The organism is Actinorhabdospora filicis, from assembly GCF_030269765.1.
Lineage (GTDB): Bacteria > Actinomycetota > Actinomycetes > Mycobacteriales > Micromonosporaceae > Actinorhabdospora > Actinorhabdospora filicis.
Map to the genome: position 1 here is coordinate 1,260,565 of NZ_BSTX01000001.1, position 26,389 is coordinate 1,286,953.

At 71.2% G+C, this 26,389-nt stretch carries 26 protein-coding genes; 6 read left to right on the forward strand and 20 right to left on the reverse strand.

What is annotated here, in order from left to right; translation table 11 throughout:
- Positions 1 to 46: 46 nt before the first annotated feature.
- From QSK10_RS05785 to QSK10_RS05820, 8 genes are all read right to left on the reverse strand, one after another.
- Positions 47 to 715, reverse strand: coding sequence for an aggregation-promoting factor C-terminal-like domain-containing protein (locus QSK10_RS05785; RefSeq protein ID WP_285661545.1), 669 nt, complete (start codon positions 713 to 715; stop codon positions 47 to 49).
- Between the two features lie 147 nt (positions 716 to 862).
- Positions 863 to 2,149: an RNA 5'-3' helicase PhoH2 gene (gene phoH2 / locus QSK10_RS05790; protein ID WP_285661546.1), complete on the reverse strand. Its 1,287-nt coding sequence runs from the start codon at positions 2,147 to 2,149 to the stop codon at positions 863 to 865.
- 145 nt (positions 2,150 to 2,294) lie between these two features.
- Positions 2,295 to 2,753, reverse strand: a complete 459-nt coding sequence (locus tag QSK10_RS05795; RefSeq protein WP_285661547.1) for a hypothetical protein — start codon at positions 2,751 to 2,753, stop codon at positions 2,295 to 2,297.
- A 417-nt stretch (positions 2,754 to 3,170) separates the two neighbouring features.
- The gene (locus QSK10_RS05800) at positions 3,171 to 3,851 is read right to left on the reverse strand and encodes an aggregation-promoting factor C-terminal-like domain-containing protein (RefSeq protein WP_285661548.1); all 681 of its coding nucleotides are present in this window, start codon (positions 3,849 to 3,851) and stop codon (positions 3,171 to 3,173) included.
- A gap of 822 nt (positions 3,852 to 4,673) precedes the next feature.
- The gene (locus QSK10_RS05805; protein ID WP_285661549.1) at positions 4,674 to 5,456 is read right to left on the reverse strand and encodes an isoprenyl transferase; all 783 of its coding nucleotides are present in this window, start codon (positions 5,454 to 5,456) and stop codon (positions 4,674 to 4,676) included.
- A 21-nt stretch (positions 5,457 to 5,477) separates the two neighbouring features.
- Positions 5,478 to 7,316 carry a phosphoenolpyruvate carboxykinase (GTP) gene (locus QSK10_RS05810; RefSeq protein WP_285661550.1) on the reverse strand — a complete coding sequence of 613 codons (1,839 nt, stop codon included), beginning with the start codon at positions 7,314 to 7,316 and terminating at the stop codon, positions 5,478 to 5,480.
- A gap of 238 nt (positions 7,317 to 7,554) precedes the next feature.
- Entirely contained in the window at positions 7,555 to 8,427 is an 873-nt protein-coding gene (locus QSK10_RS05815) for a DMT family transporter (RefSeq protein ID WP_285661551.1), read from the reverse strand.
- 102 nt (positions 8,428 to 8,529) lie between these two features.
- Positions 8,530 to 9,327 (reverse strand): hypothetical protein, encoded by a 798-nt coding sequence (locus QSK10_RS05820; protein ID WP_285661552.1) that lies wholly within the window; start codon positions 9,325 to 9,327, stop codon positions 8,530 to 8,532.
- A gap of 89 nt (positions 9,328 to 9,416) precedes the next feature.
- On the opposite strand from QSK10_RS05820, the gene QSK10_RS05825 reads away from it, so the two are divergent.
- Positions 9,417 to 10,052, forward strand: coding sequence for a TetR/AcrR family transcriptional regulator (locus QSK10_RS05825; protein ID WP_285661553.1), 636 nt, complete (start codon positions 9,417 to 9,419; stop codon positions 10,050 to 10,052).
- 34 nt (positions 10,053 to 10,086) lie between these two features.
- Complete coding sequence (locus tag QSK10_RS05830) at positions 10,087 to 10,434, forward strand: hypothetical protein (RefSeq protein ID WP_285661554.1); 348 nt, start codon at positions 10,087 to 10,089, stop codon at positions 10,432 to 10,434.
- A 28-nt stretch (positions 10,435 to 10,462) separates the two neighbouring features.
- Here the strand turns inward: QSK10_RS05830 and QSK10_RS05835 are convergent, their stop codons facing one another.
- From QSK10_RS05835 to QSK10_RS05865, 7 genes are all read right to left on the reverse strand, one after another.
- A complete protein-coding gene (locus QSK10_RS05835) occupies positions 10,463 to 11,038 on the reverse strand; it encodes a hypothetical protein (protein WP_285661555.1) in 576 nt (191 codons plus the stop codon).
- Positions 11,039 to 11,124: 86 nt separating this feature from the next.
- Positions 11,125 to 13,293: an asparagine synthase-related protein gene (locus QSK10_RS05840; RefSeq protein ID WP_285661556.1), complete on the reverse strand. Its 2,169-nt coding sequence runs from the start codon at positions 13,291 to 13,293 to the stop codon at positions 11,125 to 11,127.
- Between the two features lie 100 nt (positions 13,294 to 13,393).
- A complete protein-coding gene (locus tag QSK10_RS05845) occupies positions 13,394 to 15,163 on the reverse strand; it encodes a thioredoxin domain-containing protein (RefSeq protein ID WP_285661557.1) in 1,770 nt (589 codons plus the stop codon).
- Positions 15,164 to 15,254: 91 nt separating this feature from the next.
- A complete protein-coding gene (locus tag QSK10_RS05850; RefSeq protein WP_285661558.1) occupies positions 15,255 to 15,608 on the reverse strand; it encodes a YciI family protein in 354 nt (117 codons plus the stop codon).
- 25 nt (positions 15,609 to 15,633) lie between these two features.
- Positions 15,634 to 16,479 (reverse strand): sigma-70 family RNA polymerase sigma factor, encoded by an 846-nt coding sequence (locus QSK10_RS05855; RefSeq protein WP_285661559.1) that lies wholly within the window; start codon positions 16,477 to 16,479, stop codon positions 15,634 to 15,636.
- Positions 16,480 to 16,592: 113 nt separating this feature from the next.
- The gene (tsaA, locus tag QSK10_RS05860; protein ID WP_285661560.1) at positions 16,593 to 17,009 is read right to left on the reverse strand and encodes a tRNA (N6-threonylcarbamoyladenosine(37)-N6)-methyltransferase TrmO; all 417 of its coding nucleotides are present in this window, start codon (positions 17,007 to 17,009) and stop codon (positions 16,593 to 16,595) included.
- An 82-nt stretch (positions 17,010 to 17,091) separates the two neighbouring features.
- Positions 17,092 to 17,964, reverse strand: a complete 873-nt coding sequence (locus tag QSK10_RS05865) for an SMP-30/gluconolactonase/LRE family protein (protein ID WP_285661561.1) — start codon at positions 17,962 to 17,964, stop codon at positions 17,092 to 17,094.
- 264 nt (positions 17,965 to 18,228) lie between these two features.
- Here QSK10_RS05865 and QSK10_RS05870 point away from each other — a divergent pair, with 264 nt between their 5' ends.
- The 4 genes from QSK10_RS05870 (at position 18,229) to QSK10_RS05885 (ending at position 21,551) form a co-directional block, all read left to right on the forward strand.
- Positions 18,229 to 19,320 carry an LCP family protein gene (locus QSK10_RS05870; RefSeq protein ID WP_285661562.1) on the forward strand — a complete coding sequence of 364 codons (1,092 nt, stop codon included), beginning with the start codon at positions 18,229 to 18,231 and terminating at the stop codon, positions 19,318 to 19,320.
- 259 nt (positions 19,321 to 19,579) lie between these two features.
- A complete protein-coding gene (locus tag QSK10_RS05875; RefSeq protein WP_285661563.1) occupies positions 19,580 to 20,446 on the forward strand; it encodes an ABC transporter ATP-binding protein in 867 nt (288 codons plus the stop codon).
- Positions 20,443 to 21,291: an ABC transporter permease gene (locus QSK10_RS05880; RefSeq protein WP_285661564.1), complete on the forward strand. Its 849-nt coding sequence runs from the start codon at positions 20,443 to 20,445 to the stop codon at positions 21,289 to 21,291. Before QSK10_RS05875 ends, QSK10_RS05880 begins: the two co-directional genes overlap by 4 nt.
- Positions 21,291 to 21,551, forward strand: coding sequence for a helix-turn-helix transcriptional regulator (locus tag QSK10_RS05885; protein WP_285661565.1), 261 nt, complete (start codon positions 21,291 to 21,293; stop codon positions 21,549 to 21,551). Before QSK10_RS05880 ends, QSK10_RS05885 begins: the two co-directional genes overlap by 1 nt.
- A gap of 2 nt (positions 21,552 to 21,553) precedes the next feature.
- Here QSK10_RS05885 and QSK10_RS05890 read toward each other — a convergent pair whose 3' ends face one another.
- Genes QSK10_RS05890 through QSK10_RS05910 form a run of 5 tightly spaced genes read right to left on the reverse strand, consistent with a single transcriptional unit; the run spans position 21,554 to position 26,267 of the window.
- Positions 21,554 to 22,006: a hypothetical protein gene (locus tag QSK10_RS05890; RefSeq protein ID WP_285661566.1), complete on the reverse strand. Its 453-nt coding sequence runs from the start codon at positions 22,004 to 22,006 to the stop codon at positions 21,554 to 21,556.
- The gene (locus QSK10_RS05895; RefSeq protein WP_285661567.1) at positions 21,927 to 22,778 is read right to left on the reverse strand and encodes a gamma-glutamyl-gamma-aminobutyrate hydrolase family protein; all 852 of its coding nucleotides are present in this window, start codon (positions 22,776 to 22,778) and stop codon (positions 21,927 to 21,929) included. Before QSK10_RS05895 ends, QSK10_RS05890 begins: the two co-directional genes overlap by 80 nt.
- Positions 22,779 to 22,789: 11 nt before the next feature.
- Positions 22,790 to 23,554, reverse strand: coding sequence for a 3-oxoacyl-ACP reductase (locus QSK10_RS05900; protein ID WP_285661568.1), 765 nt, complete (start codon positions 23,552 to 23,554; stop codon positions 22,790 to 22,792).
- Between the two features lie 4 nt (positions 23,555 to 23,558).
- Positions 23,559 to 24,917: an aldehyde dehydrogenase family protein gene (locus QSK10_RS05905; RefSeq protein WP_285661569.1), complete on the reverse strand. Its 1,359-nt coding sequence runs from the start codon at positions 24,915 to 24,917 to the stop codon at positions 23,559 to 23,561.
- Positions 24,918 to 26,267, reverse strand: coding sequence for a glutamine synthetase family protein (locus tag QSK10_RS05910; protein ID WP_285661570.1), 1,350 nt, complete (start codon positions 26,265 to 26,267; stop codon positions 24,918 to 24,920).
- Between the last annotated feature and the right edge of the window lie 122 nt (positions 26,268 to 26,389).

Sequence of the window (26,389 nt, forward strand, 5' to 3'; positions counted from 1 at the left end):
CCCCACCGTCATCGAACGGTGGGGCCTCACGGTCAAGCTTCAGGTCTTAGTACCACCCGGTGTTCACCGAGTGGCTCCAAGCGCCGCACGGATCGCCGTAGCGGCCCTTGATGTAGCCGAGTCCCCAGTGGATCTGCGTGGCCGGGTTGGTCTCCCAGTCCGAGCCGGAGCTGCCCATCTTGGAGCCGGGAAGCGCCTGCGGGATGCCGTACGCCCCGGAACCGGAGTTGTACGCCTTCTCGTTCCAGTGCGATTCCTTGTTCCACAGCTTGTCCAGGCAGGGCATCTGGTCGAGCCCGTAACCGGCCTTCAGCAGCAGGGTGCAGCCGACGGCCCGGTTGCCCGAGTACTCGTTGCAGTCGTCGGGGATCTCGCCCGGGTCGATGCCCGGGATCTTGTTCTCTTTCTCTTCCTTGCGGCGCTTGTACTCCTTGTCGGCCGTCGACGCCTGTTCGCCGACGATCTTCGTCAGCTGTTCCGCCTTCTCGGCGGCATCGGCGTCGGCGGCGTGCTCGGCGTACTCGCGGTGCCAGTCACGGGTGGAACGCGCCTGTTCCTCGACGGCTCGCGCGGTGTCCTGCGCGGTCTGCCGGGGATCGCGGTCGTCGTGTCCGTCCCCCGGCGCCAGCCCGAGCTGAATTCCGGCGGCCACTCCCGCGACGAGCAGGAGAACGGCGAAGGTCCGGCAGCCAAGGCGCGTCAGCGTACGCAGCACGCGTGCGTCCTCTCGTTGGGCGACAAAGTCTCCGCGCCCGATGGGGCGGCGGTCACAGGCCGGGAATCACCCTGCCGGATGCCCGGCGGGTTTGTCAAAGTCCCGGCCCGCAAACGAGGGAACTCTATCGCCCGGCGAATCGGCGCTTTACGGCAGATCCTCCAGCAAATCGGTGACCACTTCGGCGATCTCGGACCTCTCCGAACGGGTGAGCGTCACGTGGGCGAACAGCGGGTGTCCCTTGAGGGCGTCGACGACGGCGCTGACGCCGTCGTGGCGCCCGACGCGAAGGTTGTCGCGCTGCGCCACGTCGTGGGTGAGGACGACCCGCGAGCCCGCCCCGATGCGCGACAGGACGGTCAGCAGGACGCCCCGCTCCAGCGACTGCGCCTCGTCCACGATCACGAACGCGTCGTGCAGGGACCGGCCGCGGATGTGCGTCAGGGGCAGGACTTCGAGCATCCCGCGCCCGAGGACCTCCTCGATCACGTTGTCGTTGGTGACCGCGCCCAGCGTGTCGAAGACCGCCTGCGCCCACGGCGACATCTTCTCGGCCTCGGTGCCGGGCAGGTAGCCCAGTTCCTGCCCGCCGACGGCGTAGAGCGGCCGGAAGATCATGACCTTCTTGTGCCGGCCGCGTTCCAGGACCTGCTCCAGGCCCGCGCACAGCGCCAGCGCGGACTTGCCGGTGCCCGCGCGCCCGCCCAGCGAGACGATCCCGATGGAGTCGTCCAGCAGGATGTCGAGGGCGATCCGCTGCTCGGCGGAGCGTCCGTGGATGCCGAAGGCCTCCCGGTCGCCGCGCACCAGCCCGACGGTCTTGTCGGCCCGCACCCGGCCCAGCGCCGAGCCCTTCGGCCCGGACAGCACCAGTCCGGTGTGGACGGGCAGGTCGCCGGTGGCGGGGATGGTCTCCCCCGCGTAGAGGGCGGTCATCTGCTCGTCGGTGACGCTCATGTCCGACATCCCCGACCACGTCGGGTCCGTGGCCTGCTCGTGCCGGTACTCCTCCGCCGGCAGTCCCACCGAGGCGGCCTTCACCCGCAGCGCCATGTCCTTGGTGACCAGCCGGACGTCGTTGCCCTCGGCCGCCAGCCCCAGCGCGACGGCGAGGATGCGGTGGTCATTGGCGTCGAGCCGGAAACCGACCGGCAGGACGGCGTTGTCGGCGTGGTTCAGCTCGACCCACATGCTGCCACCGAGATCGGTGACGGGCAGCGGCTCGTCCAGCCGCCCGTGCTCGACGCGCAGCTCGTCCAGCAGCCGCAGGCACTGCCGGGCGAACCAGCCGAGTTCCGGGTGGTGCCGCTTGCCCTCAAGCTCGCTGATGACCACCAGCGGGAGGACCACATTGTGCTCGGCGAACCTCAGGAACGCGGCCGGATCGCTCAGCAGCACCGAGGTGTCGAGTACGTACGTGCGAGGTGTCGTCACGATCAGCTCCCACGAAGCCGGGGTGAGCCGGGAGTGCCCACCTGTGACCTTGAAGGTAGCCGCGTTTTCACTGGATGTACCACAGCGACATGGGTTGAAGATTTCGGGGGGCGGGTGTATGGCCGGACCGTCCCCTCAGGAGGGTTCAGCCTGCGACAATGGCGAGCCAGACCAGGAAACCCATCGCCACGAGCACGATCACCGCGAGAACGGCGATGGGAGAGGGCCGGCGGGTGTTGGCGTCGGGATTCCGACTCTCGCGCAGCCCCAAGATCGTGTAGACGGCGTTGCCCGCCATCACCCAGATCGTCAGCTCGTGTTCATAGGCGAACCCGAGCCAGTCCGGTGCTCCCACGGCGAACGCCAGGCCGGTGAGGAGCAGCGGGAGGGCGCGCCCGGGTGTCTCGGCGAGCAGTGGCAGCGGGAGCGCGACGGTGAGGACGCCGACGAGGGCGGGGACGGCGGCGGCGCAGGCGGCTTCGGGCAGGGGGAGCTCGGAGAGCATCGCGGCGGTGATGAGCCACCACCAGATCGCGACGAGGAGGGGTAAGGCGAGGGCGCGGTGGGGTGGGGGCGGGGTGGGGTGAAGGGGGAGGGCGGGCATGGGGGCTCCGGGCTGGGGCTGGGGCTGGGGCTGGGGCTGCCGCCATCCTGCCGCGTGCCCATCCCGCGCGGCCTTCCGGGATGGGCGCGCGGTCGTGGGCCGCGCCTAGAGGCTTTTCGGCCCGGACCCGGGTCGCCGGTGCCTTCCGGCTCGGCGCGCTTCCCACCCGCGCCCTCACCCGTACGCGGGCATGTCCTGCGGTCCATCGTCACGACCTTCACCACCCCCACCGGCACCCGGGCACAAACCCGGGCACTGGTGCCTTCCGGCTCGGCGCGCTTCCCCCACCCGGGCACGGCATGTCCTGCGGCCCGTCGTCACGACCTTCAGCCACCACACCCACCCCCACCGGCACCCGGGCACGGCAAAGGGCCGCGCCCATTGGCGCGGCCCTTTCACTCGTTCATGCGCGGCGGCTTAGTACCAGCCGTTGCTCTGCCAGTAGCCCCACGCGCCGCACGGAGAGCCGTAGCGGCCCTTGATGTAGCCGAGGCCCCACTTGACCTGGGTCGCCGCGGAGTTCTGCCAGTCGCCGCCCGCCGAGGCCATCTTGCTGCCGGGGAGGGCCTGCGGGATGCCGTAGGCGCCCGAGCTGGGGTTCTCGGCGTGGACGTTCCAGCCGCTCTCGTGGTCCCAGAGGGTGTTCAGGCACGACCACTGGTTCATGCCGAAGCCCGAGTCGAGCATGACCGCGCAGCCGATCGCGCGGGAGCCGGAGAGGTTCGAGCAGTCGGCGGGGATGTCGACGTTGTCGCCGCTGCCGCCGCCTTCGTTCGCGGGCTTCTTGGGCTCCTCGACGGGCTTTTCGGTGGCCTTCGCGGGCTCGGGGGTGGACTTGGTGGGGTCCGGGGTGGGGGTGGCCGGGGTGCTCGGGGTGGGCTCTTGGCTGCGTTCGGTGCCCCGGGCGGCCTGGTCGTCGACGGTCCTTGCGTCACCGGCCAGGGCGGAGGCCGGGGTGGGGTCGCCGGCGGAGGTGACGCCCAGGAGGGCCGCCCCGATCACCAGGAGGCCCGTGACGCCGAGGGTGGCGTACCGGAGCTTGCCGCTCTCGGAGAGGGCGGACTTGAGGGTGGTGAATCGGTCGCGGTTGAAGAGCACGGCTTGGTCCTTCCGTCGGGGGCTGGGCCAGGTGGGGACCCTGCCGGACTTGGACGGGAGGACGGGGGCTGCGCTGGGTGACGATGGGGGATCTCACTGCAACCCGGGATTTGGGGTGTCGGACATGACCGACTTGGGGGGAGGGGCGGGACTTGGAGGGGGGTTTGGGGGGGTGATGGAGGTCACCGAACTGGTGTTCGGTGGTGGGGGTCACACTGGGGGGTTCGCCTGTCGTGCTTCTTGTCTCGATCCCCGCGGATCGGCCTTGCTCTCTTCCCCGGGTTGGCGCTTTGTGACGGTCGCCCTCTGGACAGGGGTTTCACCCCTTGGACCCGACCAGGGGTGCGGCCCCTGGACGCCGGACCTCTCTCGGGAGGCTCCACCCACGTTCGGCTTTGAGGACGGTGAACGCAGAACCTGGGGGTGTCAAGACGGAAGAGCTGTCTTGACACCCCCAGAACCTGCGTTCTATGACCCGTCGGCCGACCGAGGGAGGATCCTCTCCTATCCCGAGCGAGCTTCAGCGGATCTGGTCACGGGGTCGCGGTTTGTTCGCGGGTTGCGGGCCGTCTCGTTGGGGCTCTACTACAACGAGCTTCGTTTGGTGCCCGGGTTTTGACCCCGTAGCCAGCCAGTCACCTTGCCCGGGTCTAAAACAACAAGCCGGTTCCCCACCCGGGTTTTGACCCCGTTGCAGGCCAGTCACTTCGCCCGGGTCTAAAGCAACCAGCTCCGCCTGTTGCCCGGGTTCTGACCCCGTTGCTGGCCAGTCACCTTGCCCGGCTTCGATCCCTCGTCTTCGTCCTCGGCTTGCCCGGGGTTCTACCCGCCGAACCTGCGTTGCCGGTTCGCGTACGACCGCAATGCGCGCAGGAAGTCCACGCGCCGGAATTCCGGCCAGTTCGCGTCGAAGAAGAAGTACTCCGCGTACTCCGACTGCCACATCAGGAACCCCGACATGCGTTGTTCGCCGCTGGTCCTGATGACGAGGTCGGGGTCCGGCTGGCCCTTGGTGTACAGGTGTTCGGCGATGTGGTGGACGTCGAGGCGTTCCGCCAGTTCCTCCATCGACGTACCTTCGGCGGCGGCTTCTTGGAGGAGGCTGCGGACGGCGTCGGCGATCTCTCGTCTGCCGCCGTAGCAGATGGCGAGGTTGACCTGGGCGCCTCCGGTGCGGCCCTGGGTGCGTTGTTCGGCGGTCTTCAGGGCGGACACGTGTTGGGGTGGCAGGAGGTCTACGGCGCCGATGATGTTCAGGCGCCAGGGTTGGCCGTCTTCGGCGAGTTCGGTGCCCAGGTCCTCGATGATCTGGAGGAGGGGGTCGAGCTCTGCCGCGGGGCGGGAGAGGTTGTCGGTCGACAGGAGCCAGATGGTTATGTGCCCGACTCCGGCCTCGTCGCACCAGCGTAGGAGCTGCTTGATGCGCTCGGCGCCGACGCGGTGTCCGTCGTTGGGGTCGATGAAGCCCATCTCGCGGGCCCAGCGGCGGTTGCCGTCGACCATCACGCCGATGTGCTGCGGGAGCGGCTTGCCGACGAGCTTGCCGGCAAGCCGCTGTTCGTAAACCCGCAGGAATACCTTGTAGATCTGATCCTTCAGCCACACGACTCAGAGACTAGTCGCGGACTAATCCACCCCAAGCCGGGCCTTCAGGGCGTCGAGTTCGGCCCAGAGGACGCCGGGCAGTTTGTCCCCGAACTTCTCGAACCATTCCTGGACGAGGGGGATCTCCGCGCGCCACTCGTCGGCGTTGACTTCGAGGGCGGCGGTGAGCTGCTCGGGGGTGAGGTCCAGGCCGTCGGTGTCGAGGGACTCCGGGGTCGGGACGTGGCCGATGGGGGTCTCGATGGCCTCGGCGCGGCCCTCAAGACGGTCGACGACCCACTTGAGGACGCGGCTGTTCTCACCGAAGCCGGGCCACAGGAACTTGCCCTCGTCGCTCTTGCGGAACCAGTTGACGTAGAAGATCGCGGGGAGCTTCGAGGCGTCGCCTTCGCCGTTGGCGCCCTTGCCCATCTCGATCCAGTGACGGAAGTAGTCGGCGCCGTTGTAGCCGATGAAGGGCAGCATCGCCATGGGGTCGCGGCGGACGACGCCGACCTGGCCGACGGCGGCCGCGGTGGTCTCCGAGGACAGGGTCGCGCCGAAGTAGACGCCGTGGGCCCAGTCGCGGGCCTGCGTCACCAGCGGGACGGTGGTGGCGCGGCGGCCGCCGAACAGGATCGCCGAGATCGGCACGCCGTTGGGGTCCTCGTACTCGTCGGCGAGGATCGGGCACTGCTTGATCGGCGTGCAGAAGCGGCTGTTCGGGTGCGAGGACGGGCCCTCCGACTCGGGGGTCCAGTCGTTGCCGTGCCAGTCGGTGAGGTGCGCGGGCGGCTCGCCCATGCCCTCCCACCAGATGTCGCCGTCGTCGGTGAGGGCGACGTTGGTGAACAGCGAGTTGCCCTGCGCGATGGTGCGCATGGCGTTCGGGTTGGTCTTGTAGTCGGTGCCGGGGGCGACGCCGAAGAGGCCGAACTCGGGGTTGACGGCGTACAGGCGGCCGTCGTCACCGAAGCGCATCCAGGCGATGTCGTCGCCGAGGGTCTCGACCTTCCAGCCGGGGATGGTCGGCTCGACCATCGCCAGGTTGGTCTTGCCGCAGGCCGAGGGGAACGCGGCGGCGATGTACTTGACCTCGTTGAGCGGGGAGGTCAGCTTCAGGATGAGCATGTGCTCGGCCAGCCAGCCCTCGTCGCGGCCCATGACGGACGCGATGCGCAGCGAGTAGCACTTCTTGCCCAGCAGCGAGTTGCCGCCGTAGCCGGAGCCGTAGGACCAGATCTCGCGGGTCTCGGGGAAGTGCGAGATGTACTTGGTGGGCGAACAGGGCCACGCGGAGTCCTTCTCGCCCTCCTCCAGGGGCGCGCCGACCGAGTGCAGGGCCGGGACGTACTCGGCGGTGTCGCCCATGGCGTCCAGCACGTGGGCGCCCATGCGGGTCATGACCTTCATGCTGAGGACGACGTAGGCGGAGTCGGTGATCTCGACGCCGTACATCGGGCTCTCCGCGGTCAGCGGGCCCATGCAGAACGGGATGACGTACATAGTGCGGCCGCGCATGGAGCCGCGGTACAGCTCCGTCATCGTCCGCTTCATCTCCGACGGCGCCATCCAGTTGTTGGTGGGACCGGCGTCGGCCTCGTCGACCGAGCAGATGTAGGTGCGCTCCTCGACCCGGGCGACGTCGGTCGGGTCGGTGCGCGCCCAGAACGAGTTGGGCTTCGTCTCGTCGTTGAGGCGCACCAGGGTGCCGGCCTCCACGAGTTCCTCGGTCAGCCGACCCCACTCCTCATCGGAGCCGTCGCACCACACGACGCGGTCGGGGGTGGTCAGTTCGGCGACCTCGCGCACCCAGGCGATCAGTCGGGGATGGGTGGTCGGCGGATTCTCCAGCCCGGGGACCAGAACCGGAACGCTCATCGTGACCTCTCCTCAAGGGTCGACACTGACCGGTGACCGCAGCTGTGCTGCGGTTTCATTGGGAATGAGGTCAGCGTATGCCCACCGGACAGACGGCGGAAACCCACTGCTTGTGAAAGAGTGCACAAAGTTGCGTCGCGTGTCGCGCGTGTGCGCATGCGCGCGAGAGTGAGCGGAAACTGTCACACGTTCGCGCACGCGCCGCGCGTATTTCAACCGCTTGAAAGATCTTGCACGTTCACGCCCGAGCGAGTGCTAGGGCGATAACCCCACCGAGCACCACGATCGCACCGGCGATCCGACGCGAAGCACCGTTTTCCCTCAGGAGCAGCCAGCCGAGGAGGCTGCCGACGACGATGCTCAGCTCCCGTCCGGGCGCCACGAGGCTCACCGGGGCGTAGCGGTAGGCGAAGAGCACGAGGATGTAGGCGAGCGGGCTGAGGATCGCCACGGCGAACACCGCCGAGCGGTACCGCGTCCACACTCGCCGGACCTCGTCGGTGCGCCGCAGCGCGTAGGGCGCCAGCACCGCCGAGCGGGTCAGGTTGCTGGCCCAGTCGAAGATGAACGGCGAGATCGCCAGTGGACCGACCGCCCACGCGTCCCACACGGTGTAGCAGGCGATCACCAGGCCGGTGGCGACGCCGTAGCCGACGGCGGTCAGCACCTTCTTGTTGCCGCCGTCGCTCTTCTGGCTGAAGCCGATGAGCATGATGCCGAGCACGACACCGGCGGCCCCGAGCAACCCGATCGGCCCGGGACGCTCGTCGAACAGGGCCATCGCCAGCAGCACCGACAGGGCGGGCCCGGTGCCGCGCGCGAGCGGGTAGACGACGGTGAGGTCGCCGTAGCGGTAGCCGCGCTGGAGCAGGACGAAGTAGCCGAGGTGGATGAGCGCGCTGCCGATCAGCGCCACCGGCACCTGCCAGCTCCAGGACGGCGGCGTCAGGACGAACGCGGTGGCGGCCACCGGGAGGTAGACCGCGGTGGCGACGAGGGAGTTCAGCCACACGAAGACCGGGCCGCCGTCGGCGGCCCGCTTCGCGAACAGGTTCCACACGGCGTGGGTCACGGCCGCGGAGATGATGAGGGCGATGGCGAGTGGGTGCACGGCAGGTGACCCTAGCGCCAACTCCCGGCAAAGGTTCAGACCAATTCCGGGATGTGGACCTCCGGGGTGGAGGCTCCGCCTGGAAGACGGAGTGGACTCCCCCTAGAAGAACAGCTCCACCGCCCGCGCGACCGCCACCAGGGCGCGCTTGTCGCCGTCGCGCGCGTAGGCGTCCATCGCGGTACCGGCCAGCTCCAGGACGGGGACGTCGCCGTTGTCCAGCGCCGCCGCGAAGGCCGCGTCCGGGGACGCGGCGGGCACCGGGCACTCGTCGGCCTCGGCGGCCGGGGCGTAGGCGGCGGTCAGGGCCGCGGAGAGGGCCCAGGCCCGGGCGGCCGAGGCCGCCCACTGGTCGCGCGGCAGGTACGGCAGGACGCGCAGGACCGCGTTGGGCGCGATCGCCGCGCGGGCGAGCATGATCGGCGCGCCGTGCGCGTGCCCGGCGTAGCGGGCGAGCGCGGCGGAGACCAGGTCCCGCAGCAGTTCGCGCGGTTCGGTGAGCCGCAGCGCGGTCAGCGAGGCCGGCCAGCCGGGCGTGTGGCCGAGGCGGGCGAGGCGTTCGGCGAGGTCGCCGCGCTGGATGATCATCCGCGGGACGCCCGCCAGGGCCCCGGCGGCGGTGAGCCGTCCGCGTGGCGGGACGACGCCGGGCAGCGGCTGCGCGTGGGCGACCCAGCGCGCCAGGGCGGTGGCGAGGGCGTCGCGGCGGGCGGGGGTGTCGGCGTCGGCGAGGGCGCGGACGGCCTGGCCGGTGGCGATGACGGCGTGGGACTCGTCGGCGGCGATGCCGGAGAGCAGGCGGGGCCACCAGTCGGCCAGGACGTCGGTCCAGGCCCGGTGGGCGAGTTCGCGATGGAACGGGGTGGGCGCGAGGGCCCCGTTCAGCACGGCGGCGGACATGTGTGCCTCCAGCGGGACGGGCGAGCGCCTGAACTGTACAGCACAGTTCACATGAACTCTACTGTTCAGTACATTGATAGGATCGTCGCATGGAGACCCCACGGCGTCCCACCGGCGAACGGGCGGAGCGGAAGCGGCGGCAGATCGTGCGGGCCGCGCGCGAGATCTTCGTGCGCGAGGGCTTCGACGCCGGGATGGACGCCATCGCCGCCGAGGCGGGCGTCTCGAAGGTGACCGTCTACAACCACTTCGGCGGCAAGGAGAACCTGTTCCTGGCCGTCATCGGCGACGCCCTCGAAGAGGTGCTGGGCGAGACCGTCACCGGCAGCGCGCGGCGCATGGAGGAGTCGGGTGACCTGCGCGAGGCCCTGCGGTGGGCGGCGCGCGGCTGGGCCGAGGGGCTGGGGCGGCCGGACGTGCGGGCGCTGCGCGATCTCGTCGTCGGCCAGGGCAAGCGGTTCCCGGAGCTGGGCGAGGCCTGGCGGCTGAACGGGCCCGAGCGGGCCCGTCCGGGGCTGGCGGCGATCTTCGGGCGGCTGGTGGCCGAGGGGCGGCTGGAGATGCCCGATGTGGACCTGGCGATCGTGCAGCTGTACGCGCTGGTGCTGTACCCGCAACTGATCCATAACCAGTACGGGACGCCCCTCGACGCGAAGACGACCGAGGCCCTGATCGACGGCGGGGTGGACATGTTCCTGGGGTACTACCGGTACCGGGAGTCCTGAGAACTGTCGTACCCACCGGTGATGATCATGTGTCATGGAGCAGACGAACGAAGATCTCGCGGCCTTCTGGCCGTGCCCGCCCTGGTGCGCCGACGATCACGGCGTGCGCGGTTCCGATCCGGTGGGGCGGGCCGTGCACGGTGGCCGGAGAACGCGCTGGGAGGCCGCCCATGACACCCACGAGGAGTACGTGGAGGTCCGGCCGGCCCGGCTCGGTCCTCTCGAAGCGGTGATCCTGACGGTCGTGGACGACCGCGACCACGCCCGGGTCCACCTCGACGTCCCCGCCGCCGAGCGGGTGCGGCGGATGCTCGGGGAGGCCGTGGCGACCCTCGCGCCGGTCACGCGCGCGACGGCCGGGCATCTCCGGCCGACGTGCTGAGCGGGCGGCGGGCTGCCCCGCCGCCGCGCTACTGGATGTCCGGGCCCTTGCGGCGCAGCTCGTCGACGGTGGTCATGGCCTCGCGCAGCTCGGCGAGCCAGGAGTCGGCGTGCTCGCCGACCAGGCGCACGCACCAGCTCAGCGCGTCGGAGCGGGAGCGGGCGACACCGGAGTCGACGAGGGTGTCCAGGACCCACCGCTCGGGCTGACGCAGGCGCGTCATCACCGGGACGGTCATGTGCGTGAAGATCTCGCGCGTCGATCCGCAGGAGGCGCCCCAGCTGGCCTTGCGGCGGAAGCGGTGGGTGATCTGCTGCGAGATGGCGATGCGCTGCTCGCGGGTGCCCTCGCGGAAGCGCGAGATGCGGCCCTCCTCGGCGGCGGCGCGGTCGGCGTCGGTGGCGTCGTCCTCCACCTGGGGTTCGGCGAGACGGCCGATGATGATCATCTCGTCGCGGTCGGCGAGGACCTCGGGCGCGCCCACGAACCAGTCGTCGGGCACGCGCGCGGCGATCCACGCCGAGGCGTCGTCGGTGGGCGGCAGGTCGGCGTACTGCCAGCCGCCGGACGGGTACTGCTGCGTCCATTCGGAGTTCTGCTGCATCGTTTCCTCCCACAACAAGTTGCGACGATTACAGCGTTACACGGCTGACCTGATTACGCCATGGTTCTCAGGGGGAAATCAGGGTCTCACCGGGCGCTTTGCCGCTCTTGCACCACAATGCACAAGGGCGTGGCCGCGTCCCGCGCGCCGAGCGGATCATCGGCGAGCAGCGTGGTGATGACGTCCTCCCCCGGCGCGCACGAGCGGTCGGCGACCGAGCGGCCCAGCACCGCCCCCGAACCGGTCAGCAGGTACACGCCGCCGAAGTTGTCCCGCACGCTCCCGCTGAGCTTGGCGCGGATCTCCTGCTCCAGCTGCGCGCTCAGCCGCCCCGGCTGCCGGGGCGGGGCCAGGACGCCCACGTCCAGCGGCGCCGGAGCGCCCTCGGCCGGGCCGCGCAGCGCGCGCACCGCGATCGACCCGAGCGTCCGGTCGAACCACTGCGGACGCCGCAACAGCCGCCCGCACGCGCCCGCGATCGTCGCCCGCAGCACCCGGCCGCGCCCGACGTCCTTGATGGCCACCTGCGCGCACCACTCGTCGGCGCTGGTCAGGTTCGCCGCCAGCCGCGCCAGGCGCCCGGGGCGGATCTCCCACATGGGCGTGCAGCGGCCCTGCGCGACGGCCGCCGCGCGCGCCGAGACCAGCGCGTACCAGGGCTGCTTCGCGCCGTCGGGCACCCGGCGGCCGGGACCGTCGCCGTCCATGAGCTCGCCGACGTACCAGGCGACGGCGTCGACGAACCCGGCCGTGCCGTCGTCGGGACCGAACCAGCGCGTCTTGACCGGATGCCGCTGCCACGTGACGCCCCCGCGCACCGTGCGGCTGCGCGGCAGGCGCTGCCTGGGCAGCGCCACCGCCGGGTGATGCGCGCGCAGCCACAGCTCGACGACGTACAGCCGCCAGAAGTAGGCGGGGTCCTCGGCGCCGCGCCCGTTCAGCAGGGCCTGGAACTGGCGCAGGACCCGCCGCTGGTTCACCCACGGGCGCGCGGCGAAGGCCGGGGAGGTGAAGACGCGGTAGACGTGCTCGCGCGCCGTGGTCAGCAGCGGCAGCAGCGGGACGGCCTCGCGCAGCTCGTCGGCCAGGCGCGGCGCCGGGTCGGGCAGGGTGGCGCGCACGAACGCGCCCAGCTCGCAGCGCAGGCTCTCCCCCGCGCCCGCCACGTCCGGGTAGGGCGTGCGGACGCTGACCCCGAAGCGCGCCGAGACGCGGTCCACCAGCCGCGAGAGGTGCCCGGGGCGGACCGCGCGGGCGTCCTCGGTGGACAGCAGCCGCTCGGCACCCGCCGCGTCGAGCAGGACGTCGACCTCCCCGGCGGCGGCGCGGGCCGAGGCCCACAGCGTGAACGACGACGCGTCCGGCATCGGCTCGCCCAGGTCGCGGACGAAGTCGGCGATGCCCGCCGCGAAGGACACCGCGTCGAAGGGCAGCGTGCGATGCAGGTACGCGCGCGGCTCCAGCTCGGCCAGCACGCGCGCGACGTAGTCCTGCTCGTCGTCACCGGCGTAGGCCGCGCTGTACACCGGGACGGCCGCCAGCGGCGCGTCCAGGTCGGCGGCGTACTCGGCCTGCGCGCTGACCGCCGCGCCGACCAGGGCCGCGCCCGGCAGGCCCTGCGCGAAGCGCACGCCCACGCGCTCACCCCGCGCCGCCCACCGCAGCGCCACCGGGACGGGGGCGTAGGCGGTGCCCTGGAGGCTGCGGGAGGCGGTGACGGTGACGCGTCCCGAACGCGCCTCGACGACCTGGTTGGGCAGGACGCGGCGGATCCCGGCGAAGAAGGTCGCCTCGGACTCGTCGCACAGCCCGGTGTCCAGGAAGCGGCCGAGGACCTCGCGGTCGGGCGCGGCGGGCACACCCGCCGCCAGCAGCGCCGCCGGTTCCGATCCGGCGAGCACCGTCCCGTCCTCGGTGACGGCGTAGTAGAGCGTCGGCCCGTCCCCGTTGCGGACCAGCGACAGGCTGCGCCGCACCGGGTCGGCCAGGATCATCGCGAACGGGTGCGGTGAGCCCAACAGCGCCGCTCCCCCGTCGTCGAGGTAGCGCGCCATGAGCGTGCCCGTCTCCACCACCCCGTCGGCGACGGCCTTCAGGCCCTCGACACCGTGGACGGACGGCAGCCCGGCACGCGCGACGAGCCCGATGCCGCGCTCGTGCCAGAGCACCTGATCGGCCCCCCGGGCCGTCAGCCCCTCGCCGAGCGCGGACAGGACGGAGCGGTTCGCCTCCAGGCAGGCGGCGATTCCAGACATGCGCAACCCCCACGCGGGCGTACCGTCCACCCGCGCCGACCGATCGTAGTCCTATCGCTACAACAACGGCTCATCCATCGATGGGGTGACGCCCGGTGGTTCAGAACAGGTGACCCCGCATGACCTCCGCGGCCACGCCGAGCCCGCCGGCGAACCTCGGGTGCTGCGTCAGCACCGGTTCGGCGACCGCCAGCGCGCGGTAGGCGGCGTCCCGGTAGTAGGGGTCGCCGGTGGTCTCGGCGTACTCGGCGTAGGCGCGCGCGGCCAGCGCCCAGCCGGAGGGCGTGGGCCCGTCGGTGGGGTCGGACGGGCGGCTGACCAGGGCCTCGGCGTCGTCGGCGGTGTCGTGGAAACCGCCGTCGCCGGTGGCGAAGCGGGCGTCGATGACGTCGACGAGGACCTTGGCGCGGTCGAGCCACACCGCCTCGCCGGTGGCGCGGTGCCGGGCGAGGTAGGCGACGGCGGTGGCGCCGTAGTCCTCCAGGACGCCCGCCGCCGCACCCGCGGTGCCGTCGCGGGAGACCCGGCGCAGGCGGCCGTCGACGGTGTGCAGCTCGTGCAGCAGCGTGGCGGCCCGCTCGGCGGCCCGGTCGGCCCACTCCTGCCCGTGGACGCGCGCGTACTCGGTCAGCGCGGTGACCGCCAGCGCGTTCCACGCCGCGACCACCTTGTCGTCCCGCCCGGGCTGCGGCCGCGCGTCGCGCGCCAGGCGCAACCGGTCGCGGACCCTGGCGTAACGCGCCTCGTCGTCGGGATCGGCGAGCAGCTGGAGCACCGACGCGCCGTGCTCGAAGGTCCCCTGCTGGGTGACCTCGAACAGCCGCGCGGCCCACTCGGCGTCCTCGCCGAGCACGTCGAGGAGCTGCCCCGGCGTCCACACGTAGGTGAGCCCCTCGACGCCGTCGGTGTCGGCGTCGAAGGCCGAGGCGAACCCGCCTTCGGCGGTGCCCAGGCCGTCCACGATGAACCGCGCGACCTCACCCGCGACCCGCCGGTGCAGCGGCCCGTCCAGGCGCGTGTGCAGGTCGAGGAGCAGCGCGTTGTCGTAGAGCATCTTCTCGAAGTGCGGCACGACCCACGCGGCGTCCACGCTGTACCTGGCGTACCCCCCGCCGAGCTGGTCGTAGATGCCGCCCCGCGCCATCGCCTCGGCGGTCCGCTCCACCACCATCAGCGACGCGGCCTCACCGGTGCGCGCGTGCTGCCGCAGCAGGAAGTCCAGCACCGGCGCCGTCGGGAACTTCGGCGCCCCGCCGAACCCCCCGTGCGCCCGGTCGAAGGCCCGCGCGACCTGCTCCGCCGCCGCGTCCAGCACCCCCGCCTCGATCGGCGCCCCCGCCGGGCACGGCCCGTCGATCGGGCACGAATCGCTCACGTCGGCCAGCACCGGCCCACCCGTCGCGCACGCCTGCACGACCGCCTTCCCCTGCTCCATCAGATCCGAACGCTGCGTCGCCCACGCCGTCCCCACCGCGTTCACCAGCCGCGCGAAGTGCTCACGCGGGAAGTACGTGCCCGCGAAGAACGGCGTCCCATCCGGCGCCGCGAAGACCGTCATCGGCCACCCGCCCTGCCCCGCGATGGCGATCGTGGCCTGCATGTACACCGCGTCGACGTCCGGCCGCTCCTCCCGGTCGACCTTCACCGGCACGGTGAACTCGTTGACCAGCGCGGCGATCTCGGCGTCCTCGAAGGACTCGTGCGCCATCACATGGCACCAGTGGCAGGCGGCGTAACCGACGGAGATGAACAGCGGTTTGTCCAGCGCCTTCGCCTCGGCGAGGGTCTCCTCGCTCCACTCGCGCCAGTCGACGGGGTTGGCGGCGTGCTGCTGGAGGTAGGGCGAGAGGGAGGAGGCGAGGCGGTTCATGGGGCCAGCCTCTCACGCGAAGGTGACGGCGGGCCCGACTTGGCGCGGCCCGTTCGCGTCGGGCGGCCGTGACCGCCGCCCGGCGCGCCCGTCACGCCACGACCTCCCGCACCTCCACCGTCAGTGTCGCGCTGTACGGGATCCGCCGGGCCAGGGCGAGGGCCTCCTCGCGGTCGGCGCACTCCAGGATGTAGAGCCCGCCGATCTGTTCGGCGAGCTCGGTGAAGGGGCCGTCGGTGACGACGTCGGGGGTGCCGGCGGGGGTGCGGCGGACGGTGGTGGCGGTTTTGGGGTCGGCGAGGCCGGCACCGGCGTGCAGGCGGCCTTCGGCGCGCATTTCGGCGGCGAAGGCGCTGTGCGCGTCGATGACGGCGTCGAGTTCGGCTGGGGTCATGGCGCGTTCGGTGGCGGTGTCGGCGTAGCCGAGGAACAGGTAGCGGGGCATGGTGTCGGCTTCCCTTCTCTCGGGTCTATGACGCCGGGAGCTCCTCGATATCGACGGAGTCGACCTCGCCGATGGCGTGGATGCCGGTGATGCGTCCATTTTCGACGGAGAACATGAGGACCGCGCGGGGCTTGCCGCGGACGTTCCACACCGCGCCGGGCAGGCCGTCCACAAGGGACACGATGGCGGCGGAGGCGCGGCCGTTGAAGACGCCGCCGACGGCGGAGGCGCCGACGAGGTTCTCGGGGGTGCCGAGCAGGACGGCGGCGGCGTCGGAGGTGAGGACGACGTCGGGGTCGAGGATGGTGAGCAGGGTGGCGAAGTCGCCGCCGCGGGCGGCGGCGAGGAAGGCCGTCACGGCGTCCTTGCGGTCACCGGCGTCGCTGTCGGGGATTCCGGCGCCCTGGACGCGCTGGCGGCCCCGGGAGGCGAGTTTGCGGGTGGTGGTGGGGGTGCGGTCGATGATGGCGGCGATCTCGCCGAAGGGGACGGCGAAGAGGTCGTGGAGGACGAAGGCGACGCGCTCGGAGGGCGACAACTCGTCGAGGACGACGCTGAGGGCGCGGCCGATCTCGTCGTCCTGCACGGCGGCGGAGGCGGGATCGGCGGGGGACACGGGCTCGGCGACGACGTCGTCGATGGGGTCCTCGCGGCGGGTCTTGCGCGACTCCAGCATGTTCAGCGCGACGCGGGCGACGATGGTGGTCAGCCAGCCGCCGGGGTTGACCACGCCGTCGAGGCCCGCGCGGGAGGCGCGCAGCCAGGCGTCCTGGACGGCGTCCTCGGCCTCGGCGGGCGCGCCGAGGATGCGGCGGGCGACGGCCTGAAGGCGCGGGCGGTGGGTCTCGAAGAGCTCGGCAAGGGTGTCCATGCCCCTCCAATCGGCGGTGACGGCGTCAACCTGTTGACGCGCGAGGCCGGGAAAGTGTGACCGACCGGCAAGATCGACTTGTTGGGGGGTCAGTCGACTCGCCGAGGGGTCGGTCATCGCTCCGAGGGGTCGCCCAGGACGGGCTTCACGTCGACGATGGGCGTGCCGTGGACGGCTTCGAGGTGGTCCACCCGCAGCCGCAGGCCGTCCACTTCGGACACCTTCACCCGGTGCAGGCCGATGGGGTTGGGCCGGTGCGGCGAGCGGGTGGCGAAGACGCCCTGGCGGGGACGGGACAGGTCGCCGCGGGGATGGACGGTGAGGGTGTCGCGGCGGGCGCGGTCGAGCCAGGTGAGCACGATGACCTCCGCGCCGGCCTCGATGCCCGCCAGGCCGGAGCGCAGTTCGGGCTCGAACACCAGCCAGGCGGGCGGGGCGTCCTCGTCGGACTGCCGGGGCGCCTCGGCGGGTTCGGTCAGCACGGACTCCACGACGCCGATGGCGTACAGCGGGTAACTGCGGTGGGTCATCGCGGCTCTTCTCCGATCAGGTGGGAACGCGTTCACTCCATCTGACCGGAGAAGGAGCGCCGGATGTGACGAAAGGACAGGATCAGACAGTGGGCAGGGGAACCGCCGAGACCGTGAAGGGCGCCGCCGCGGTGCCCTTGTCACGGCCCACGAACTGGGAGTTCACCAGCAGCAGGCGCCCGTCGCGGTGGGCCACGGTGGTCGGGGTGTCGGCGGCCGGGCGCTCCCACCTTCCGGCCAGTTCCGCCGAGCGCCAGCCGTCGGACGAGGTCAGCGCGGTCAGCCAGAAACGCGCCGAACCGTCCGCTTCGTCGGTGTTGTCGCAGATGTAGAGCACGTCGCCGACGAAGACCATGCCGTCACCGGCGATCAGGAGGTCGCCGACGTCGATCATCTCGGCCTTCCCGGACGACCCCGGGGTTTGGGACACGGCGGCCCGCCACAAGTGGTGCGAGCCCTGCGCGGCCCACACGATCGCCGAGCCGTCGGGCGTCGGCACGATCCCGTTGAAGAAGGGATCGGTCTCCTCGGTGGACAGGTCGAGCCACAATTCCGGCGCGCCCACGCCCTTTTCGCCCACCTCGGCGCGCAGGATGCGTGGATTGTGCGAATCGGTCAGATAGGCGAAACCGCCGTGGACGCACACGTCGTTCAGGAAACCGGCGTACTCGTGCCGCTCCTCCAGGTCGCCACTGGAGAGGTTGTAGGCGTAGAACGCCTTGGACCGGCCGCCGCAGATCAAGATGCGCCCGTGCCCGTCCAGGGCGAGGCCGAGCGTGCTGACCCGGCCGTCCTCACCACCGGGCAGCCACGGCTCCAGCTCGCGCCGACCGGTGTCACCGCGGTAGATCGCGCCACCGGCCGAGGCTGAGACATAGAACTCATGCCGGCCGATTCCCTCGGTGATCCCCTCGGGGAACACGCCGTCACCGGGTATGACGTACTGCTCGAACATGGCCGCGCTCCAGTGATCGGGTTCCGAAGTCGGCCAAAGATAGCAAGCCCCGGGTACGGTTCCCCAGATCTACAAGGGACGATGGACGGGGAGCCGACGACGGCGACGGCGAACCGGGATCAACCGTGATCACACCGGAAAACCATCACGAATCACCACAGATCGCTGGCAGGGCAACCGGGAACGACGGGCTCTCAGCCGACGTGGGTAGCATTTTGCGGCCGGTCGCCATTTGTGATCGTGGCGACAGTGTGAGGAGCGGGCATGAGCAGGAAACGCGGCACCCGGCGGGCCACCAACCGCCGCTCGCCGATCTGGGCGAAGGTGCTGGTCGGGCTGGGCGCGGTGCTGATGGCCGCCTCGATCGGGACGGTCACCTACATCAAGGTGATGCTCAATAAGGTCAACAACGCCGTGGCGACGGAGTGCCTGCTCGCCGACTGCGACGCCCACCAGCCGGGCGAGGACATCAAGGGCCCCCTCAACCTGCTGCTCATCGGCTCCGACATGCGCAAGGACTGGGTCTCGGCCCAGTCGGACTCGATCATGATCCTGCACGTCAACAAGGATCTGACCGCGGCCAACATCATCTCCATCCCGCGCGACCTCTACGTCCAGATCCCCGACTGCGGACCGGGCTGGGGCAACAACTCCTGCAAGGAAAAGATCAACACGGCCTTCGCCGCGGGCGGCCTGGACATGGCCAAGGCCATGCAGAACCTCGCCCAGACCCTCATGGACCGCACCGGTCTCAAGAGCTTCGACGGCGCCGCGATGATCAACTTCGGCGGCTTCGCCGACCTCGTCGAGCTCTTCGGCGGCGTCGAGCTGTGCGTGCCCTTCGACATGACCCTCGCCCACCCGCAGGGCACCAAGGTCAAGAAGGGCTGCAAGGAGTACGACGCCGAGATCGCGCTGGGCATCGTCCGCGAGCGCTACGCCTACGACCCCACCACGCCGGGCTGGAAAGAGGAGTACGGCATCGGCGACTACGGCCGCCAGCGCATGCAGCAGCACTTCATCAAGCAGCTGCTGAAGAAGGCCAAGGAGCAGGGCTACATCACCGATCCCTTCAAGGTCGGCACGCTGATCGAGAAGATCGGCGACCAGATCCGGGTCGACCTCAAGGGCCGCACCCCCGTCGACCTGGCCTTCGCACTCAAGGGCATCGACGCCACCAAGATCACCACCCTGAAGGTGCCCTCGGAACCGGCGATGATCGGCGACACCTCCTACGTGGTGATCCAGCCCGGCGAGCAGGAGAAGGCCGCCGAGGAGCTGTTCACCGCGCTCCAGAACGACACCCTTGAGGACTGGGCGGTCACCCACCCGAAATGGGTCAACAAGACCGGTTAGCGCTAGAGCCTGGACGAAGGCCCGGCCCGCGGAGATCACCCGCGGCCGGGCCTTCGCCATGTCCGCACCCGCCCGAACCGCCCCGAACCGGTACGCCACAAGCGATCCGGCGTCCCCGATGAAGACACAGCCCTTGGACGAGATGTAGTACATGTGCTATCCATTGAAGCGTAAGCACTACACCTGAGCAGTGAAGGGCGAGCTCGTGACGGAACCACCACCCCGGTCCGCCGCGGTCCTCGATGTACGGGACCTGCGGATGCGTTACGGCACAAAGGACGTCCTGAAGGGCGTCGACATCTCCATCGCCCAGGGCGAGGTGGTGACGCTGCTCGGCCCCAACGGGGCGGGCAAGACCACCACCATCGAGATCCTGGAGGGCTTCCGGATGCGCTCGGCGGGCGAGGTGACCGTCCTCGGCGTCGATCCGGCCCGGGGCGACGAGGTCTGGCGCTCGCGGCTGGGCGTCGTCCTGCAGTCCTGGCGCGATCACGGCCGCTGGAAGGTCCGCGAGCTGCTGGCGCACTTCGCGTCCTACTACGCCCCGTTCCGCGAGCCGTGGCCGGTGGACGACCTGATCAGGACCGTCGGGCTGGCCGAGCACGCCCAGCAGCGGGTCTCGCGGCTGTCGGGCGGGCAGCGGCGGCGCCTGGACGTCGCGATCGGCATCGTCGGGCGTCCCGAGCTGCTGTTCCTGGACGAGCCCACGGTCGGCTTCGACCCCGAGGCCCGGCGCGAGTTCCACGACCTCGTGCACCGGCTGGCCGACCTGGACACCGCGATCCTGCTGACCACGCACGACCTGGACGAGGCCGAGAAGCTCGCCGACCGGATCCTGATCCTGGCCGGGGGCCGCATCATCGCCGACGGCTCCGCCGACGCGCTCTCGCGCCGGGTCTCCACCGAGGCCGAGGTGAAGTGGAGTCTGGGCGGCGAGCGCTTCGTGCACGCCGCGAGCGACCCGACGGCGTTCGTGCGCGACCTGTTCAAGCAGCACGGGGACGCCGTGACGGACCTGGAGGTCCGGCGGGCGAGCCTTGAGGAGACCTACATGCGCCTGGTGCACGAGATCGAGTCCGGCGCGGGCGAGACGACGCTCCGCGAGTTCGAGGAGGCGGCGCGATGATGCGGTGGGCTCCCCTCAAGATCGGCGCCCGGCGCGGCGTGATCGAGGCGCGGCACGCGTTCACCACCCCCGAGGAGATGGCGGGAATCGTCATCCCCTCGGTCATCGCGATGGTGGTGATCTTCTTCCTGCGCGGCGTCAGCATCCCCGGGACCGAGGTCTCCCTCGGTTCGATGTCGCTGCCGAGCATGATCGGCATGAACATCACCTTCTTCGGGATGCTCGGCATCGTCCAGGCCCTCACCGTCGAACGCGAGGACGGGACGCTGCTGCGCGCCAAGACCGTCCCCGGCGGCATGACCGCCTACTTCGTCGGCATCATCGTCGAGAGCCTCATCCAGCTGCTGTTCTCGCTGGCGCTGGTGCTCATCCCCGGCGTCATCGTCTTCGAGAACGTCGCCTTCGACGGGCCCGGCTCCTGGCTCCTGTTGCTGGCCACGGTCATCATGGGCGTGGGCGCGACCGCGCCGATCGGCGCGGCCCTGGGCGCGCTGTTCTCCAACCCGAAGTCCCTGGCGCTGGTCATGCTGCCCACGATGGGCCTGGTGGCGATCTCGGGGATCTTCTACCCGATCACCGCGCTGCCCACCTGGGTCCAGGCCATCGGGCAGGTCTTCCCGATGTACTGGCTCGGCCTGGGGATGCGCGCGTCCCTGCTGCCGGACGCCATGGCGGCCATCGAGATCGGCGGCTCCTGGCGGCACCTGGAGATGTTCGCCGTCCTGGGCGCCTGGACCGTCCTGGGACTTCTGCTGGCCCCGATGTTGCTGCGCCGGGTCGCCCGCAGAGAATCTGGTTCGGCGGTGGCGGAACGCCAGCAGCGAGCGATGCAGCGCGTCGGCTGATGGCCGGCAGGAAGGAGTCCAAAGCGGTGGGCGGCGAGGTGATCTACAACCGGATCGCGATGTTGCGCGCCGAGAGGGGCGTCTCCCGCAGGCAGCTCGCCGAGGCGCTCGGCGTCCACTACCAGACCGTGGGCTACCTGGAGCGCGGCGAGTACAGCCCGAGCCTCCACCTGGCGATGCGGATAGCGGCCTACTTCGAGGTGGCGGTGGAGATCGTCTTCGCCACCGAGCCGTTCCCCCGCATCGGCAGCGAGAACTGAGCTCAGGTGACGGGCTCCAGGCGCCAGCCGGGCCCGTCACCGCATTTGCGCAGGACGACGGTGTCGCCGTCGGGCTCCAGGCAGTCGCCGGAGAGGTCGTTGCGGTAGGCCACCGAGCCGTCCGCGCGCATCTCCGGCGTCCAGGTGGCGGCCTCCCCGAAGGGCTGGCAGCCGCCGACGGTGGTGGGCGTGCCGTAGTCGTCGACGAGGCAGCGCTCGCCGAAGCCGTAGAAGACGCCCGGGCCGCCGATCTTCCACATCTGCCCGGAGCCGCCGCCGCAGTCGCTCATGTGCAGCGTCCCGTAGCCGTCGTCGCTGAGGCAGCGGCCGTCGGAGGCGGTGAAGTGCAGCCAGATGACGCCGTCGGGCTCTTTGTCACGCGGAAGCGCGAGCCCGAGGGCGAGGACGCCCAGGGCGGCCAGACCGCCCCACACGGCCAGGTCGCGGACGCGCATGCCTCTCCCCCCTCGCTCCTTGAGCGCAGGATACGCGACCGATTGGTCCTAAGTGGGGTATTCGTCCACGTGCGGCGTCGACGAAGGCGGCGAACAGGCCGGTGTCGGCGTCGACTCCCATTGCGGCACCGACCTCGGGGTGCCACTGGACGCCGAGGGTGAAGCCGCCGGGCAGCTCGACGGCCTCCACGCACCCGTCCCCGGCGGTCGCGGCGGCCACCAGCCCGGCACCGAGCCGCTCGGCGGCCTGGTGGTGGTAGTGGGCGGGCGTGAAGCTGGCGGCGCCGGTGACGGCGGCCAGCAGCGTCCCGGGACGCACGTCGACGGCCAGCCGCCCGTACTCCCCCGGCGCGGGCGCGTGGCCGGTGTGCCCGAGGTGGTCGGGCAGGTGCTGGTGGAGGGTGCCGCCCAGGTGCACGTTCAGCACCTGCATGCCCCGGCAGATGCCCAGGAACGGCAGCCCGGCGGCCAGCGCGGCCCCGGTGAGGGCGAACTCGGCGGCGTCCCGGAAGTCGCGGACGTAGCCGGTCGCCGCGTGCGGCTCGCGGCCGTAGCGGGCCGGGTCGATGTCGCCGCCACCGGCGACGATGAGGCCGTCCAGGACGCCGATCAGCCCGGCGGGCTCGCCGGTGGGCGGCAGGATCACGGGCTGCCCGCCGGCCGCCGTCACCGCGTCCACGTAGGAGCGCGGGAGGAGGCTGGCGGGCACGTCCCAGGCGGTGAAGCGGGCCCGCTCGGTGTAGCAGGTGATCCCGATGACGGGCCTTCTCACAGCATCCCCGATCACAGTGGTGTCACGTAGGCGCCGGAGATGCCGCCGTCCACCAGGAACTCCGAGGCCGTGATGAACCCGGCGTCGTCGCTGGCCAGGAAGGCCACCGCGGCGGCGATTTCCTCGGCGTGGGCGAAGCGGCCCATCGGGATGTGCACCAGGCGGCGGGCGGCGCGCTCGGGGTCCTTGGCGAACAGCTCCCGCAGCAGCGGGGTGTCGACCGGCCCCGGGCACAGCGCGTTGACGCGGATGCCCTCGCGGGCGAACTGGACGCCCAGCTCGCGGCTCATCGCCAGCACGCCGCCCTTGGAGGCGGTGTAGGAGATCTGCGAGGTCGCCGCGCCCATGCGCGCCACGAAGGAGGCGGTGTTGATGATCGATCCCTTGCCCTGCCGCAGCATGCGCGGGATGACCGCCTTGCAGCACAGGTACACCGAGGTCAGGTTCACCTCCTGGACGCGCTTCCACGCGTCCAGCCCGGTGGTCAGGATCGAGTCGTCGTCGGGCGGTGAGATCCCGGCGTTGTTGAACGCCACGTCCACCCGCCCGAACGCCTCGACGGTGGCCGCGAAGACGCCCTCGACCTGCTCCTCGCTGGTGACGTCGGCGGCGATGAACCGCCCGCCCACCTCCGCGGCGGCCTTCGCGCCCGCCTTCTCGTCCACGTCGACGAGGACGACGGTGGCGCCCTCGTCGCGGAATCGGCGGACGGTGGCCAGCCCGATGCCGCTGGCGGCGCCGGTGACGACCGCGACCCGGCCGGACAGTCGCTGCATGTGACTACTCCTCGGTGGCGATGAAGACGTTCTTGGTGTCGCAGAAGGCGTCCAGGGCGTCGGGCCCCAGCTCCCGGCCCAGCCCGGACTGTTTCACGCCGCCGAAGGGCGTCCAGTACCGCACCGAGGAGTTGGAGTTGACGCTCAGGTTGCCCGCCTCGACCGCGCGGGCCATGCGCAGGGCGCGCCCGGTGTCGCGGGTCCAGATCGAGCCGGACAGCCCGTAGGGCGTGGCGTTGGCCTTGGCGATCGCGTCGGCCTCGCCGTCGAAGGGCGCCACCGCGACCACCGGGCCGAAGACCTCCTCGGTCCACAGGGGATCGTCGGCGGCCACGTCCACATAGGCCGCCGGCGGCAACCAGAAGCCGGGCCCGGACGGGCAGGTCCCGGCGAAGTCGGGTTCCCGGGTCAGGTACGCGGCGACCCGGTCGCGGTGCCCGCCGCTGATCAGCGGCCCCATCTCGGTGCCCTCGTCGCCGGGATCGCCCACGCGCACCGCCCGCACGGCCGGTTCCAGCAGGGCCAGAAACTCGTCGTAGACCTCGCGCTGCACCAGGATCCGGGAGCGCGCGCAGCAGTCCTGCCCGGCGTTGTCGAAGACCGCGCCGGGCGCCTTCGCGGCGGCCAGGGCCAGATCGGCGTCGGCGAAGACGATGTTGGCGCTGTTGCCGCCCAGCTCCAGCGTCACGCGCTTGATGGTGGCCGCGGCGGTCCGCGCGATCTCCCGGCCGACGGCGACCGAGCCGGTGAACACGATCTTGCGGACGTCGGGATGCGCGGCCAGCGCGGCCCCGGCGACCTCACCGCGTCCCGGCAGCACCTGCAGGACGCCCTCGGGCAGCCCGGCCTCCAGCGCCAGCGCCTCCAGCCGGACGGCGGTGAGCGGGGTGCTCTCGGCGGGCTTGACGATGACGGCGTTCCCGGCGGCCAGCGCGGGCGCCACACCCCACATGGTGATGACCATGGGGAAGTTCCACGGGACGATCACGCCGACCACGCCGAGCGGCTCGTGGAAGGTCACGTCGAGCCCGCCCGGCACCGGGATCTGGCGCCCGGTGTGCCGTTCGGGCGCGCCGGCGTAGTAGTTCAGGACGTCGGCGACGTTCCCGGCCTCCCAGCGGGCGGCGGTGATGGGATGCCCGGCCTGGCGCGACTCCAGCCGGGCCAGTTCCTCGGCGTGCTCCTCGACCAGCGCGGCGAAGCGGCGCAGCAGGCGGGCCCGCTCGCCGGGCGCGACGGCGCGCCAGGCGGCGGCGACCTTGACGGCGTCGGCGACGGCGAGGTCCACATCGGACGCCGACGCGGCGGCGACTTCGACGATGACCTCTTCGGAGGCCGGGTCGACCACCGGCAGTGTTTCCATTTACAGCCTCTCGAATCCTCGGTACAGCTCCCAGTCGGTGACGGCCGCGTCATAGGCGGCCAGTTCGACCCGGGCGTTGTTGGCGTAGTGGGCGACGACGTCCTCGCCGAACGCGCCGGCGGCCAGCGAGGAGTGCTCCCACAGGGCGAGCGCGTCGCGGAGAGAGGTGGGGACGCGGTCGCCGTCGGCGGTGTACGCGTTGCCCGCGAAGGGTTCGGGCAGGCGCAGTTCGTGCTCGACGCCGTGCAGCCCGGCGGCGATCATCGCGGCGACGGCGAGGTAGGGGTTGACGTCACCGCCGGGGACGCGGTTCTCCACGCGCATGGAGGGCCCGTGCCCGACGAGACGGAGGGCGCAGGTGCGGTTGTCCACGCCCCAGCGCACGGCGGTGGGCGCGAAGCTCCCGGCGGCGTAGCGCTTGTAGGAGTTGATGTTGGGGGCGAACCAGAGGGAGAGTTCGCGCATCCCGGCCAGCAGCCCGGCGAGGAAGTGCCCGGCGAGCGTGGACAGTCCATGGCCGTTCTCACCGGCGAAGACGGGTTCGCCGTCCTCGGTGAGGGAGAAGTGGATGTGGCAGGAGTTGCCCTCGCGCGGGTTCGGCTTGGCCATGAAGGTGAGCGCGCGGCCCTGGGCGGCGGCGATCTCCTTGGCGCCGTTCTTGTAGATCACGTGGTTGTCGCATGTGGACAGCGCGTCGGCGTAGCGGAAAGCGATCTCGTGCTGGCCGAGGTTGCATTCGCCCTTGGCCGACTCCACGGTCATCCCGGCGGCGGCCATGGCGTTGCGGATGGCGCGCAGCAGCGGTTCGACGCGGGCGGTGCCGAGCAGCGAATAGTCCACATTGTAGAGATTGGCGGGGGTGAGGTCGCGGTATCCGGCGCGCCAGGCGTCCTCGTAGGAGTCGCGGTAGACGACGAACTCCAGTTCGGTGCCGACCTGCGCGGTCAGCCCGCGCGCGGCGAGCCGGTCGAGCTGGGCGCGCAGGATCTGCCGGGGCGACTCGCGGACGGCGCGCCCGTCGGGCCACGCGAGGTCGGCCAGCACCATCGCGGTGCCCTCCTGCCAGGGCACGGGCCGCAGCGTGGCGAGGTCGGGGCGCAGGACGAAGTCGCCGTAGCCGGTCTCCCAGGAGCTGGAGCGGTAGCCGTCGACGGTGTTCATGTCGACGTCGACGGCCAGCAGGTAGGCGCAGGCCTCGGCGTCATGCGGCAGGACCTCGTCCAGGAAGTGCGCGGCGGCCAGGCGTTTGCCCTGGAGGCGGCCCTGCATGTCGGTGAGGGCGAGCAGGACGGTGTCCACCTTGCCGGTGGCGACGTCATCGCGCAGGCGCTGTTCGGTGAGCCGGTCCATTCGGATGCCTCCGTCGGGTGGGGGTCTTTCCGGCGGGGAACAGTATGTCGGAGATCGGCGGGCGTGGGGGGATGGCGCGCTCCAGCGGGAAGTGTCCGGCAGCGGCGCGCCCACGCGAAAAG